The following is a 14,207-nucleotide window of genomic DNA, read 5'->3' as shown; positions in this document are numbered from 1 at the left end:
GCGGGCACGGCGGTACGGCTGCCGATATGCTGCCGTCCGGCTGCCGGGCACTGCCGTCCGGCGATCGTCGGGGGTGTCAGGAGCGGAAATTCGCATGTCAGGAACGCTGCGTTTCGAGATCCTCGGGCCTCAGCGGGCCTGGTACGCCGACCGTGAAATCGACCTCGGTCCCGGCAAGCAGCGGGCGGTGCTGGCCGTGCTGCTGCTCAGTGCGGGCCGTCCGGTGGCCACCGGGCAGATCGTCGAGGCGGTCTGGCCGGACGATCCGCCCGCGAACGGCCCCAACGTGGTGCAGAAGTACGTCGCCGGGCTGCGCCGGGTGCTGGAGCCGGACCGGTCGCCGCGTACACCGGGTCAGGTGTTGAGCCTGACCGACGCCGGTTACCTGCTCCGGGTCGACCCGGACGCGCTTGACGCGGTCCGCTTCGAGCGGAGAATTCACCGCGCCCGGCAGCGACGCGCCGAGGGCCGTGCCGCGGAGGCGATGACCGAGCTGGCCACTGCCCTGGCCCTCTGGCAGGGGGAACCGTTCACCGGGTTCACCGGGCCGGTCTTCGAGGCGGCCCGGCAACGGCTGGTGGAGCTGCGGGCCGTGGCGTTGGAGACCCGGGCCGAGCTGACACTGGACCTCGGGCGGCACCGCGAGCTGGTCGGGGAACTGGTGGAGCTGGTGGCCGAGTTCCCGGTCCGGGAGCGGCTGCGGCACCAGCTCATGCTGGCGCTCTACCGCAGTGGGCGGCAGGCGGAGGCGCTCGCCGCCTACCGGGAGTTCGGCGACCTGCTCCGGGAGGAGTACGGCATCGAGCCGGGCGAGCCGCTCCAGGAACTGCACCGGCGCATCCTCCGCTCCGACCCGGCGCTGGCCGTGGCGGTGACGCAGCCCTCGAACGATCCGGAGCCGCCCCGGCCGGTGGCGGTCACCCAGCCCGTTGAGCCGGGTACGCCGATCGTGCCGAGCCAGCGCCCGAGCGACGTCGGACCCCCGTCGCCCATTCCGCCGTCGCTCCTTTCGGCCCCGGTCCACGCACCGCCACCGTCAGCCACCGCGAAGCGCGAGAGGCGGCAGACACCGCACTGGGCGAGCAGGACCGCCACGATCGTCGGCACGGTGCTCGTCCTGCTCTCGTTCGGTTGCCTGACCTGGCTGGTGATCCTGGCCTACGCGGTGTGGCGGCGTAGCTGGCGCCTCGCCGTCGCTGGCGTCGGGTATCTGGCCCTCATCACCGTCGAGGTGAACATTCTTGACGTCGAGAGCGCGGACGAGATTTCCGACAACCAGGCGCTGGCCTTCGTCGGCCTGGCCATCATCCCGTGGCTCGTCGGGGCGGTGCATGTGGTGTTGCTGAGCCGCGGGCTCTGGGCGGCAATCACCGGGCGCCCCTCCAGCGCCAGGGGCCGCGCCGACGAGGAGCGGCGCATCCGTCGGGAGCACGCCCGCTACCTGCTCTACCACTACCCGGCGGCGCGAGCTGAGTTGCGACTCGGACGGCCCGACCTCTCGCGCACCTTCGACGACGGCGGCCTGATCGACGTCAACGCCGTGCCGGAGCAGGTGCTCACGGGCCTGCCCGGCCTGACGCCCGAGCAGGGTCGGCAGATCGTGGTGGACCGGTGGCTGCGCGGCCCGTACGCCTCGATGGAAGAGCTCGCCGCGCGCTGCCTGCTGCCTCCGAACGCCACCGAGCCCCTCCGCGACCTGCTGATCTTCCTGCCCTTGAGCACCCTCCCCGACCAGGCCCAAACGGCGGAACCGTGACCGGGACCTCCGGCGTGAACCGAGGTCTTGACGCACGACGCTGGTAGAAATGCCGGGTGGAGACAGCAGAGCGGGCGGCAGTACGGGAGCGGGCCGAGGCGGTGCTGCGCCGGCTGGCCGGTGACCATGCCCGGCTGCGCGAGGATCAGTGGCGGGCCATCGAGGCACTGGTCGTCGACCGGCGGCGGGTGCTCTGCGTGCAGCGGACCGGTTGGGGCAAGTCGGCGGTGTACTTCGTCGCCACCGCCCTGCTGCGGGACGCCACCCGGCCCGACCAGGCCGGCCCGACGGTCATCGTGTCGCCGTTGCTGGCGTTGATGCGTAACCAGGTCGAGGCGGCCGCCCGGGCCGGCATCCGGGCCCGCACGATCAACTCGGCGAACCTCGACGAGTGGGACGAGATCACCGCCGAGATCCAGACCGGTGCGGTGGACGTGCTGTTGATCAGCCCGGAGCGGCTCAACAATCCGGATTTCCGCGACGGTGTGCTGCCGAAGCTGGCCGCGACCGCCGGGCTGCTGGTGGTCGACGAGGCGCACTGCGTCTCCGACTGGGGGCACGACTTCCGGCCGGACTACCGCCGGCTGCGGACGTTCCTCGACAACCTGCCCGAGCGCACCCCCGTGCTGGCCACCACCGCCACGGCCAACGCCCGGGTCACCCAGGACGTGGCGGAGCAGCTGGGCGACGCCCTCGTCCTGCGCGGCACCCTGGACCGTGAGTCGCTGCGTCTCGGCGTGCTCGACCTGCCCAGCCCGGCGCACCGGCTGGCCTGGCTCGCCGACCACCTGGATCAGCTGCCCGGCTCGGGCATCGTCTACACGCTGACCGTGGCGGCAGCGGGGGAGACGGCCGAGTTCCTGCGCTCCCGGGGCTACCCGGTGTCCTCGTACACCGGGCAGGCCGACGACGCCGACCGGCGGGCCGCCGAGCAGGACCTGCTCGACAACAAGATCAAGGCGTTGGTCGCCACCAGCGCGCTCGGCATGGGCTTCGACAAACCCGACCTGGGCTTCGTCGTCCACCTCGGCGCGCCGCCCTCGCCGATCGCGTACTACCAGCAGGTCGGTCGCGCCGGCCGGGCCGTCGAGCACGCCGAGGTGCTGCTGCTGCCCGGTGTCGAGGACGCCGCCATCTGGCGCTACTTCGCCTCGCTGGCGTTCCCACCGGAACAGCAGGTCCGGGCCGTGCTGGCCGCCCTGCACACCGACCGCCCGCTCTCCACCCAGGCCCTCGAACCACTGGTCGACCTGCGCCGGGCCCGGTTGGAACTGATGCTCAAGGTGCTCGACGTGGACGGCGCGGTCCGCCGGGTGCGCGGCGGCTGGCTCGCCACCGGCGAGCCCTGGGTCTACGACGAGACCCGGTTGCGCCGCGTCGCCGAGGCACGCACCGTCGAGCAACAGGCCATGCGGGAGTACGCGACCACGTCCGACTGCCGGATGCGGTATCTACGGGAATGCCTGGACGACACCGGGGCGGCCGACTGCGGCCGGTGCGACCGGTGCGCGGACCCACTCTTCGGCGCGGACGTGTCGACGGCCGCGCTCGCCGCCGCGCAGACCTTCCTGGGTCGGCCCGGGGTGGAGGTCCCGCCGAAGAAGCTCTGGCCGACCGGGATGGACGCGGTGGGCGTACCCCTCAAGGGCCGGATCGCCCCCGCCGAGCAGGCGCTGCCGGGGCGTGCCGTCGGGCGCCTCTCCGACCTGGGCTGGGGTGGTCGGCTGCGTGACCTGGTCGGCCCGGAGGCGCCCGACGCGCCGGTGCCCGACGACGTCGCCGGCGCGGTCGTGGAGGTGCTGAAGGCCTGGGCGCACGGCGACGACCCGTGGCCCCGCCGGCCGGTGGCGGTGGTCGCGCTCGGTTCCCGGCGACGGCCCCGACTGGTCGGGTCGCTCGCCGAGCGGATCGCCGCCGTGGGCCGGCTGCCGCTGCTCGGCGAGGTCGTCCCGGCCGGCCCGGGCGGCCCAGCCGGGCCGCGCGGCAACAGCGCCCAGCGGGTACGCGCGTTGCACGACACCTTCACGGTGCCGGCCGACCTGGCCGACGCGCTGGTCGGGCTGGACGGCCCGGTGCTGCTCGTCGACGACCTGGTCGACTCGGGCTGGACGATGGCACTGGTGGCCCGGGCGCTGCGCCGGGCCGGCGCACCCGACGTGCTCCCGCTGGCCCTCGCCGTGGCCGGCTGAGCGTGTTGGCGCGAGAAAGTTCCCGGGCATCGCCGAATGCGACAGTCGCCACGCCGTCCGGGCACCGGTCGGGAGCGGCCCGACGCGGCGGTACCGTGGGCGGCATGACCGACCAGCAGCCCGTCAACCGCGCGTACGCCGGCACCGCGCCGGTGACCAGCGACGTGCCGCTGCCCGACGAGTCGGTGCGGGCCGCCGTCGACGAGGCTGGCCACGCGCTGGGCGCTGGCGGTGCCTGACCAGGTCTCCGCCGCGCCGGATCGGAGCACGCTCCGGCTGGCGCTGGTGGTCGGCGGACTGGTGCTGGCGGTGCTGCTCGGCTTCGGCCTCGGCCGGCTGAACGCCACCGGCACCACCACCGGCAGCCCGTCCTTGGCAGCCGATCACACCGACCCGCCCGGCGTCGGGCCGCACAACCACGGCACCGCCACGGGCACCGATCAGGGTGGGACCACCGAGCCGGGCGGTCTGTCGGTCAGCTCAGCCGGGTTCACCCTGGCACCCCTGACCACGGAGTTCGCGGCCGGCCGGCCCGGTCAGCTCCGCTTCCAGGTGCGCGACGTGCAGCGCCGCCCCGTCACCCGCTTCGCCGTGGTGCACGACAAGCCGATGCACCTCATCGTCGTCCGCCGGGACCTGACCGGCTACCAGCACCTGCATCCGACCATGGCGGCGGACGGCACCTGGTCGGTGCCGTTGACCCTCGCACAGCCCGGGGTCTGGCGCGCGTACGCCGACTTCACCGTGGTCGCCGGCAACGGCGCGCAGACCGCGGTGACCCTCGGTACGGACCTGGTCGCGCCCGGCGGCTACCAGCCTCGTCCGCTGCCGGGGCCGGCCACCTCGACGACCGTGGACCGGTTCACCGTCGGCTATCAGGGCACCCCGCAGGCCGGAGCGACCGTGCCGCTGGCGTTCCGGGTCGCCGACGCTGGTGGTGCCGCCCCGCTGGAGCGTTACCTCGGGGCGTACGGGCACCTGGTGGCGTTGCGCGAGGGCGACCTCGGTTACCTGCATGTGCACCCGGAGCCGGAGCTGGTGGACGGCCAGGTCAAGTTCTGGCTGACCACCCCCGGCCCGGGCCGCTACCGCCTCTACCTCGACTTCCAGGTAGGGGCCGATGTGCACACCGCCGAATTCACCCTCACCGTCCCGTGAGCCGGCAGGCTCAGCCGGCGCGGCGGATGGGTCGGCGGGCCAGGTAGCGGAGCAGGTCGCGGATGTGGTGCTTCTCCTCGGCCGGGACCGTGGGGTCGGCCAGCCGATCCAGGATGGCCCGGACGTCCGCCTCGACGGGGCCCTCGTCGTTGCGGCGGCGGGGAGCCGGGCCGGCGTCGGGTAGCCCGAGCGCCCGGAACGCGGCCGCGACCGGCAGATCCAGTGCCGCGCAGAAACCTCGAACTTTGGCCAACTCGGGATAATCCTGCCAATCCCCGGCCAACCAACGGAACACCGTGGAGCGGCCCACGCCCGTGTGTGAGGCAAGGTCGGTCACGGTCCACCCGCGTTCGTCACGAGCGTCGTCAATCGCGCGCCGGACGAAGCGGGCGAATGCCATTTGTGGCGAAACCTCTGCGGAGCCCATGCCTGCGGGCTTCCCCCTCCCGGCCGGAGCACTGGGACGATGCGCCTTCCGAGGGTAGTACGCCCGGGGCCGGAAACAATTGACTGACCGCACAATCTGTCCCGTGTACGGGACTTTTTCTCGCACATCTGCGGGACTGCCGAAAGAGACATCGTTCAACCATTGCCGTTCATCAACCAAGCTCTGGTCCCGGCAACGCGCTCCGTCCTGCCGTCTTCGACCGCAGCACTGCTGAGGGCCATCGACCGGCCGCAGGCCCCCCGTACGACAACTAGGCGGCGGGCGCCCCGTCGACGGACAGCAGTGTCTCCAGTCGTGGCGTGACCTGCCACTGGTCGACCAGGTCGCGGTACTCCGCGCGCTGCGACCCGGTCGGCCCGTTGCCCGTCCGGCGGGCGCGGATCAGCAGGTTGCGGGGCGTGTGCTGGGAGTCCACGAACTCCACCACCTCGGCCCGGTACCCGTGCACCCGCAGCAACCCGGCGCGCAGCGCGTCGGTGAGCACGTCGGCGAAGCGCTCGCGCAGGATGCCCTGCCGGGTCAGCAGCTCGTACGGGGCCGGGGCAGGGTGGGCGCGGAGCTGCTTCGCCAGATCGTGGTGGCAGCACGGCGCGGCCAGCACCCAGCGGGCCTCCCAGCGCACCGCGCGGGCCAGCGCCTCGTCGGTGGCGGTGTCGCAGGCGTGCAGCGCCAGCACCAGGTCGGGGGCGGGGTCGACGACAGCGTCGGCGATCGTGCCGGCCACGAAGCTGACCCGGTCCGCCCAGCCCAGCCGCTGCGCCAGCTCGGTGTTGCGCTGCCGCTGGTCCTCCCGGACGTCCACGCCGATCAGCTGGACGTCGAGCCCTCGGCTCGACAGGTAGCGGTACGCGGCGAACGTCAGGTAGGCGTTGCCGCAGCCCAGGTCGACAACCCGCAGCGGACCGGTCAGCTCGTCGGGCAGGGTCGCGGCCAGGGCACGCAGGAACGCGTCCACCTGGCGGCGTTTGGCCGCCGAGCCGCCGATCTCGGTGAAGATCGGGTCACCCGGGTCGAGGAGGTACTCCTTTGTCCGGTCATTCCCACCGGGCGTGGCCGCCGCCGGGCGGGACGTCGCGGCCCGGTGCACCTGCGCCTCGCCGGACTTGGTCACCCGCAGTTGCAGCGTCGCGTCGGTCGTCTCGACGTGCCAGTTGCCGAACGGTTCGGCCAGTAGCTCGTCGATGGCCTGGACTGTCTCCGGACCGAGGGCGACGTTGCGGGTGTACGGGCGCGTGCCGTCAGAGGTGGCGATCTGCAGCCGCGGGCCGGCCTTGAGCGTCACCGGCCGCAGCTCGGCCCGAATCACCACGGGATGGCGCCCACGGCGTCGTCCGGCGGCGACCGCCCGGGTCAGCGTGGGGTCGAGCAGCAACGCCCGAACTTCGGTCAGGGCGGCGTCCAGTGATTCCGGCATCGTTCCATCTTCGGCAGGTGGGGTGGGAAGGGAACATCCCCCGTACCGCGCGATGCGGTGCGGGGGATGTCAGGTGTGGCTGGTGGTCAGTCCGCGGTCGCCTCGGCCGGCGTACCCGCACCGGAACCGCCACCACGGCGGCGCCGGCGACGGCGCGGCTTCGACGGCTCGCTGTCGGACGCGGCGGCCGGCTCGGTGGGGCCGGCGTCGGCGGAGATCACCGCGGTCGGCTCGCCCACGACCACCTCGCCGGCCCGGCGGCGACGCCGGCGGCGCGGGGTACGGGTGCCTTCCTCGGCGGCGTCTTCCACCGGTGCCTCGGCGACGGCCGGCGTGCCGGAGCGCTCGCTGCGGCCGTCGCCCCGACCACGGCGCTCGCCCCGGCCCTCGCTGCGGCTCTCACCGCGTCGGGGACCCCGGCCACCACTGTCACCCCGGCGGGAGCGCGTCGTCCCACCCAGGTCCTCTTCGACCTCGGCGGACAGGCCGGCCCGGGTGCGCTCGGCGGTGGGCAGCGTGCCGCTGACGTCGGTGGGGATGTGCAGGTCGGTGTAGAGGTGCGGCGACGTGTGGTACGTCTCCGGCGGCTCCGGCATCTCCAGACCGAGGGTCTTGTCGATGATGCGCCAGCGCGGCATGTCGTCCCAGTCGACGAAGGTCACCGCGACACCCGTCGCGCCGGCCCGGCCGGTGCGGCCGATCCGGTGGGTGTAGGTGTCCTGGTCTTCCGGGCAGTCGTAGTTGATCACGTGGGTGACGCCGGTGACGTCCAGCCCTCGTGCTGCCACGTCGGTGGCGACCAGGATGTCGATCTTGCCGGCTCGGAAAGCCCGCAGCGCCCGCTCACGGGCACCCTGGCCCAGGTCACCGTGTACCGCGGCGACCGCGAACCCGCGGAAGTCGAGATCCTCGGCGACCCGGTCGGCGGCCCGCTTGGTACGGGTGAAGATCATGGTCAGCCCACGCCCCTCCGCCTGGAGGATGCGTGCCACCACCTCGACCTTGTTCATCGAGTGGGTGCGGTAGACCAGCTGCTGGGTCTGCGGCGACGGGCCGGTCTCGGCGGTGTGCCCGGCGTGGATCGTCATCGGCTGACGCAGGAAGCGCCGGGACAGGGTGACGATCGGGTCCGGCATGGTGGCCGAGAAGAGCATCGTCTGCCGGTCTTCCGGAAGCATCGCGAGGATCTTCTCGACGTCGTCGAGGAAGCCCAGGTCGAGCATCCGGTCGGCCTCGTCGAGGACGAGCGCGTGCACCCGGTCCAGCCGGAGGTGCTTCTGCTTCTGCAGGTCCATCAACCGGCCGGGGGTGCCGACCAGGATCTCCACGCCCTTGCGCAGCGCGTCGATCTGCGGCTCGTACGCCACGCCGCCGTAGATCGGCAGCACCCGGACGCCCCGCGTCCGGCCGGCGGCGGCCAGATCCTTGGCGACCTGGATGCCCAGCTCGCGAGTGGGGACGACGACCAGCGCCTGGGGGACGCCGTCGCTGCCCTCGCCCGGCGCGAAGACCCGGTCCAGCAGCGGTACGCCGAAGCCGAGGGTCTTGCCGGTGCCGGTGGGTGCCTGACCGATCAGGTCGACGCCGCGCAGCGCGATCGGGATCGCGTACTCCTGGATGGCGAACGCGCGGGTGATGCCGGCCGCGGCCAGCGCCTCGACGGTCTCGGCGCGGGCGCCGAGTGCGGCGAACGTGGGGGCCTCCGGTCGAACCGGGGCGGTGGGGGCCAGTTCCTGGCCGTCCATCAGATCTTGAGTCAACTCGCTCATGTGGATGTGGGGGTGCCCTCTCGTGGGTGCGCCCCGTCATGTCCTCAGGGCGCGTTCGGTATGACGCGGGCCACACGGTCGGCGGCAGATTGCCGAGCCGGACCGGGCCGCACGCGCGCCGCGGGCTGAGCTTCGATCAGATCGGCGCCCACGGCAACTGCTCCATGCTACCTGAACAGGGATGCCCCCGTCCCGATTCCCGCGCGGCCAGGCGCCACGCGGGGGCGATGATTGTGACCTGCGCCACGCTAGCGGCGGGGGTGAGGACGTGCCCCGCGCGGGTCACGCGCCTGGTTGCCGCGCGGTAGCCTGCCCTCGTGTCCGCGCCGCCCACTCCCGGTGCCGCCGTTGCCGACCTACTGGGTCTCGTCGCCTTCGGTGAGCTGCTCGCCTTCGAACGGATGGCCGGCGACGCCCGGCTCGCCCCCGACCTGCACCGCCGGGCCGCGCTGAGTGAGATGGCCGCGGCCGAGATCACCAACTACCGGCGCCTCGCCGACCGGCTCACCGCGCTGGGCGTGCCGCCGGAGGACGCGATGGCGCCCTACCTCGAGCCGTTGCAGGCATACCACGACTCGACCGAGCCACGGGACTGGGCGGAAGTGGTCACCAAGGCGTACGTCGGCGACGCGATCACCGACGACTTCCTGCGAGAGATCGCGGACGCGCTGACCGAACCGGACCGGGCGCTGGTGCTGGACGTCCTACACGACTCCCGGTACGCGGACTTCGCCGCGGCGGAGATCCGGGTGGCCGTCGCCGACGACCCTCGGGTGGCGGGCCGGCTCTCGATGTGGGCGCGACGGCTGGTCGGCGAGGCGCTGTCCCAGGCCGGCCGTGTCGGCGCCGAGCGGGCCGCACTCACCACGTTGATCGCTCAGGGCGACCGAGTCGACGTGCCGGGGCTGTTCGGGAGGCTCACCGCCGCGCATACCGAGCGGATGGCCGCCGTCGGGCTGAACAACTGACCGCCCGGAAGTCGGGCCCGGCGCCGGCCCGCGGCAGGTGGGCCGGACGCCGACCTGCCGCGATGGCCGGACCGGTCAGCGGACGGTGAAACCGACCGACCGGGGCGACGCCTCGGCGATCTCGACGTAGGCGACCTTCTCGACCGGAACGATGACCCGCCGGCCCTTCTCGTCGGTCAGGGAGAGCGTGCCGCCGTTGCCGGCGAAGGCGTCGGTCACGATCTGCTCGATCTCGGCCGGCGACTGCGCGCTGTCCAGTACCAGCTCGCGCGGCGCGTACTGCACGCCGATCTTGACCTCCACTGTGCCTCCTCAACTGGGGCGAAAGAACCGCCCTGCGAAGGCTATCCGATCACGGGGTCAGCGGTCAGGCTGACTCACCTTGCAGCGGGAAGCTCGCGATGCCCCGCCACGACAGCGCGGCCACCAACGCCTCGGCCTCGGCCTTCGGCACCTGCCGACCGCCGGCCAGCCAGAACTGCGCGGCTGTCTCCGCCGCGCCGACCAGCCCGGAGGCGAGCAACTCGGCGTGCGCCCGGCTCACCCCGGTGTCCGAGATGATGGTGTCGGTGATCGCCGCGATGCAGCCCTGCTCGACCCGCTCCACCCGCTGCCGCACCGCCGGGTCGTTTCGCAGATCCGACTCGAAGACGAGGCGGAACGCCTCGCTCTCGTGATCGACGAAGTCGAAGTACGCCCGCACCGAGGCGCCGACCCGTTCCTTGTTGTCGCTGGTGCCGCGCATCGCGTCGTGCACCTTGGCGACGATGGCGTCACAGTGCGTGTCGAGCAGCGCCAGATAGAGATCCATCTTTCCGGGAAAGTGTTGGTAGAGCACCGGCTTCGAGACCCCGGCCCGCTCGGCGATGTCGTCCATCGCGGCGGCGTGGTAGCCCTGCGCGACGAACACCTCCTGCGCCGCAGCGAGAAGCTGCTTACGGCGCGCGGAGCGGGGCAGGCGGGTGGGCCGGCCAGCGGTCTGTGCACCGTTCCCCGCAGCGGTCATGGGATCCTCCGAGTTCTCCGTACGAGCCGGCATTTTCCCCCCAGACCGGGCGAGGCCCGTGACCCTCGTCGTGGAAATGGCCCGCCGCTGTAACTTATCGCCACTCTCGGCACACGGTAGCCTCAGCGGGGGCGACCAAGGAGCGCGCGGTGAGTGAAACAGGGCAACCCGGAGCCGCCACCCCGGGAGAGCACGGTGACGGAGCGGGTCAGCACGACGACCCGGGCCGTTCCGTCAGCGGGTGGGCACCCCCGGCGGGTGGGTGGCCCCGAGCCGCCGATCGCGAGGACGCCCGGGACCAGGCGCCGCGCTGGCAGCCCGATCCCGCGTCCGGCTGGCGCACCTCTTCCACGCGCCACGGCGACCTGCCGTCGCCCCTGGTCGGGCTGTCGAATGACCTCGACCCGTCGGCCCGGGTCAACGGTCACCACGCCAACGGTGTGCACCACCCGGACGACGCCAACGGCGTCCGCCATCCGGGTCTCGAATCACCCGCGGGACGCCCCACGCCGGTGAGCGCACCACCCGGGCTGCCCGCCGAGAGCCGACCCGAGGCAGCCAGCGACCGGCTGGTGGTGCCCGCCCAACGTCCCGCACCGCCGACCGAGCAGGGGGTCGGCGAGCCCGAGACGGGCCCCGCCCAACATTCCACCGTCGATCCGGCCACCGGCCGCCGCGCCCGCTGGGCCGAGCCCGGGTTGCCCGCCTCCGCGCCGCCGGCCGTCCAGGTGCCGCCCGTCGGCACCGCCGCATCGGGTTTCGAGGTGCCGCCCGGCTTCCACGCGCCCACCGTCGAACGGCTGGCCGGCGACGAGCCACCGGCCGCGCCGCGCGACTGGCGGGACCCGCCCGCACCGGAGCACGCGGCAGCGCAGGGACGCGGCCCGGGGCCGGCCGGTCACGCCGACGCGCCCGAGCCGGGTCGCGCCGCCGAGAGTTCCGGGCCGGGAGAAACACACCGTGCCGGGGAGTCGCACCGTGCCGGGGAGTCGCCGGACATCGAGCCGGACTGGTCCGGGCCGAGTTGGAACCGCCCGAGCTGGGGCGGCGGGTGGGCACCGCCCTGGTCCCGACCGGATGACGAGCCGGCTGGCCCGGCGGCCGGGGACGAGTCCGCGCCCGGTTGGGCCGCCGAGCCCCACCAGCCTTACGAGCCGGTGCGCGCCGAGTCACCCCGCCCGTACGAGCCGGTCCGGGCCGAGCCGCCCCGCGGGTACGACCGCGCCCGGGGTGAGTCCGCGACCGAGGCTGCGCCGGAACGGGCCGCCGAACCAACCAGCGCGCCGCCGATCGACCGCCCGTCCTGGGCCGCCCCGCCCACCGCCCAGCCCGCCGATCGCCCCCTCCCGGCTGCCGACGCCGACCCGTCCCCGACCAGTGGGCCGCCGGTGTCGTCGCCCCGCGCGGCACCGGTCGTCGAGCGCCCCGCGTGGGCCGGCGGCCCAACGCCGACCAGCGGCCCGCCGGCCGACCGGCCATCCTGGGCCGGTGCACCCCGGGTCGACCGCCCGTCCTGGGCCGGTGGGGCCGACCCCGAGCCCACCAGCGCGCCGCCAGCGCGGCCCTCCCGGGCCGGCGGGTCCGATCCGGCGCCGACCAGCGTCCCGCCGGGACGCCCGTCCTGGGCCGGCGGGTCCGACACGACGCCGAGTGCTCCGCCGGCGCGGCCGTCCTGGGCTGGAGGGTCCGACCCGGTGCCAACCAGTTCCCCGCCAACGCGGCCCTCCTGGGCTGCCAGCCGGTCATCGGCCGACGCCTCACCTCCGGCGCCAGCCGGGCCACCCCCCACGCTGGCCGACGCGCCACCAGCTCCGGCAGGCCCGCCCCTGGTGGCGGAGCGCCCGTCCTGGGCCGGCGGTTCGCCGACCACCCCGGCGAGCGCAGCCCGGGCGGAGCGGCCGGACTGGTCCGAGGGCCGCATTCCCGCATCCCCTGTCGAACGCCCGTCCTGGGCGGCGAGCCAGTCGGCCAGCATGTCCCGTGGAGGCGACGCGGGCGAGAGCCCCGGCCTGCCCCGACCCGAGATCCGGCCGGCCGCACCGTTCCGGCTCCGACCGGCGACTCCCGAGTCGCCCGGTCCCGTCGAGCCACCCCGCGTGACCGGGCCGACGAACGACCCGTCGTCCGCCGACGCCACGTCGGCCTCCACCGGAGCCGTCCCGCCCCCCGCCGCGGGCGGGTCCGGGCGGCGCGACCGGCCCGCACCCGCGTCCGCCTCTCCCTACGCGGCTCGCCGATCCGCCCCTGACCCGACGACGCCAGCCGACGAGAGCCGGCAACCGGAGCCGACGGCGGTGGTGCTGCCGCAGCGCGTCCCCGCGGAACCGGACGTGCCCGTCGTGCCGGAGCCGCCAGCCGTGGAGCCACCCGCCGAAACCCCGGAACTCGCCCGCATCGCCACCCACCTGCGCCGTGACGACGAGCCAGCCCCGCTGCGGGAGCGCCCCGAGGGGTTCGACGTCAACGCGATCCTGGACGCCGTTCGGGAGGTGGCCGGTGTCCGCGACGCGGCGCTGCGCCGTACCCCGGCGGGGGCGCACAGTCTGCGACTGGACCTGGCCGACGGTGCCGACCCGGCCGAGGTGAGCCGACAGGTGGCCCGGCTGCTCCAGGAGCGGATGGGGCTGGCCGCCGCTCCGCAGAACGTGCCCGGCCTGCCCACCACGCCACCCCCGCCGGTTCGCCGTCGCGCGGCCGAGTCCCGACCCGCCGAGCGGCGCGGCCAGGAGCCCCGGACCGCGGAGCCGCGCGACGCCGGTGTGGACCCGCGTGCCGGCGAGGTGCGCAACGGCGAGGTGCGGGCGGCCGAGTCGACGGCGGTCGGTCGTCCTTCGGGCGGGCGGGCCGAGGCCGTGCCGGCTGGTACGGAGCAGTGGACCGGCACGGACACCTCGCGCCGGCGTCGGCCGAACGCCCCGCACCGGGGTCGCGCCACGGTCGAGGAACCCGGATCGGTCTCGGCCGCGCCGGGTGGTGCCGCAACCGGCAGCCCGGCGACGCTCGGCACGTCGTACTCCGGTGGTCAGGTGACCACGACGGAGTCGGCGCCGTCCCGGCCTCTGGACACCGGCGGCGCGCCGGGGCCGCGGGTCGTCATCGACCACGTGCAGGTCAGCACCTTCGGCTTGGACGCCAACGTGGAGGTCCGGCTGCTGGCCGGGGGCGACAGCGCCTCCGGGTACGCCACCGGGCCGGCGGTGGACGGCTACGTGCTGCGGCTCTGCGCGGTGGCGGCGGCCGCCGCCGTGGACGAGCTGCTGCGCGGCGCCGAGAACGCCGAGCGGGGGCGCTGCTTCGTCGAGCACGCGGCGGTGGTGCCGTTCGGCAACTGCGAGGTGGCCACCGTGGTGGTGCTGCTCGTCTGTGAGGGTTGGGTCGAGCAGCTCGCCGGCTCGGCTCTGGTCGCCGGCGATCCGCGCCAGGCGGTGGTCCGGGCGACGCTGGCGGCGGTGAACCGTCGGCTGGAGGCGCTGCTGTCCTGAGTGGTCCGGGCAGACTG

The 14,207-nt window shown here is 74.2% G+C and carries 11 protein-coding genes; 6 read left to right on the top strand and 5 right to left on the bottom strand.

Annotated elements, in window-relative coordinates; all coding sequences use genetic code 11:
* Positions 1–94: 94 nt before the first annotated feature.
* The 4 genes from ACQEUX_RS24415 (at position 95) to ACQEUX_RS24400 (ending at position 5,103) form a co-directional block, all read left to right on the top strand.
* On the top strand, positions 95–1,756 hold the full coding sequence (locus tag ACQEUX_RS24415; RefSeq protein ID WP_433052650.1) for a BTAD domain-containing putative transcriptional regulator: 1,662 nt from the start codon (positions 95–97) through the stop codon (positions 1,754–1,756).
* A 56-nt stretch (positions 1,757–1,812) separates the two neighbouring features.
* A complete protein-coding gene (locus ACQEUX_RS24410) occupies positions 1,813–3,945 on the top strand; it encodes a DEAD/DEAH box helicase (protein ID WP_433052647.1) in 2,133 nt (710 codons plus the stop codon).
* A 104-nt stretch (positions 3,946–4,049) separates the two neighbouring features.
* A complete protein-coding gene (locus ACQEUX_RS24405; protein ID WP_433052644.1) occupies positions 4,050–4,184 on the top strand; it encodes a hypothetical protein in 135 nt (44 codons plus the stop codon).
* On the top strand, positions 4,177–5,103 hold the full coding sequence (locus ACQEUX_RS24400) for a hypothetical protein (RefSeq protein ID WP_433052641.1): 927 nt from the start codon (positions 4,177–4,179) through the stop codon (positions 5,101–5,103). Before ACQEUX_RS24405 ends, ACQEUX_RS24400 begins: the two co-directional genes overlap by 8 nt.
* Before the next feature lie 10 nt (positions 5,104–5,113).
* Here the strand turns inward: ACQEUX_RS24400 and ACQEUX_RS24395 are convergent, their stop codons facing one another.
* From ACQEUX_RS24395 to ACQEUX_RS24385, 3 genes are all read right to left on the bottom strand, one after another.
* Positions 5,114–5,530: a helix-turn-helix domain-containing protein gene (locus ACQEUX_RS24395; protein WP_433052638.1), complete on the bottom strand. Its 417-nt coding sequence runs from the start codon at positions 5,528–5,530 to the stop codon at positions 5,114–5,116.
* A 271-nt stretch (positions 5,531–5,801) separates the two neighbouring features.
* Positions 5,802–6,965, bottom strand: coding sequence for a class I SAM-dependent methyltransferase (locus tag ACQEUX_RS24390; RefSeq protein WP_433052635.1), 1,164 nt, complete (start codon positions 6,963–6,965; stop codon positions 5,802–5,804).
* 86 nt (positions 6,966–7,051) lie between these two features.
* Positions 7,052–8,734, bottom strand: coding sequence for a DEAD/DEAH box helicase (locus ACQEUX_RS24385; protein WP_433052632.1), 1,683 nt, complete (start codon positions 8,732–8,734; stop codon positions 7,052–7,054).
* Between the two features lie 317 nt (positions 8,735–9,051).
* Between ACQEUX_RS24385 and ACQEUX_RS24380 the strand changes: the two genes are divergently transcribed.
* A complete protein-coding gene (locus ACQEUX_RS24380) occupies positions 9,052–9,702 on the top strand; it encodes a ferritin-like fold-containing protein (RefSeq protein WP_433052629.1) in 651 nt (216 codons plus the stop codon).
* A gap of 75 nt (positions 9,703–9,777) precedes the next feature.
* On the opposite strand, the gene ACQEUX_RS24375 is transcribed toward ACQEUX_RS24380, so the two are convergent.
* Positions 9,778–10,005 carry a DUF3107 domain-containing protein gene (locus ACQEUX_RS24375; RefSeq protein WP_110563159.1) on the bottom strand — a complete coding sequence of 76 codons (228 nt, stop codon included), beginning with the start codon at positions 10,003–10,005 and terminating at the stop codon, positions 9,778–9,780.
* Between the two features lie 64 nt (positions 10,006–10,069).
* Positions 10,070–10,708, bottom strand: coding sequence for a TetR/AcrR family transcriptional regulator (locus tag ACQEUX_RS24370; RefSeq protein ID WP_184178846.1), 639 nt, complete (start codon positions 10,706–10,708; stop codon positions 10,070–10,072).
* Positions 10,709–12,096: 1,388 nt separating this feature from the next.
* Here ACQEUX_RS24370 and ACQEUX_RS24365 point away from each other — a divergent pair.
* The gene (locus ACQEUX_RS24365) at positions 12,097–14,190 is read left to right on the top strand and encodes a hypothetical protein (protein WP_433057099.1); all 2,094 of its coding nucleotides are present in this window, start codon (positions 12,097–12,099) and stop codon (positions 14,188–14,190) included.
* Positions 14,191–14,207: the final 17 nt, after the last annotated feature.

It is taken from the genome of Micromonospora sp. CA-259024, from assembly GCF_050936255.1.
Taxonomy (GTDB): Bacteria; Actinomycetota; Actinomycetes; order Mycobacteriales; family Micromonosporaceae; genus Micromonospora.
Note: the sequence above shows the minus strand (reverse complement) of the source record. Positions and strands in the feature narration are given on the sequence as shown.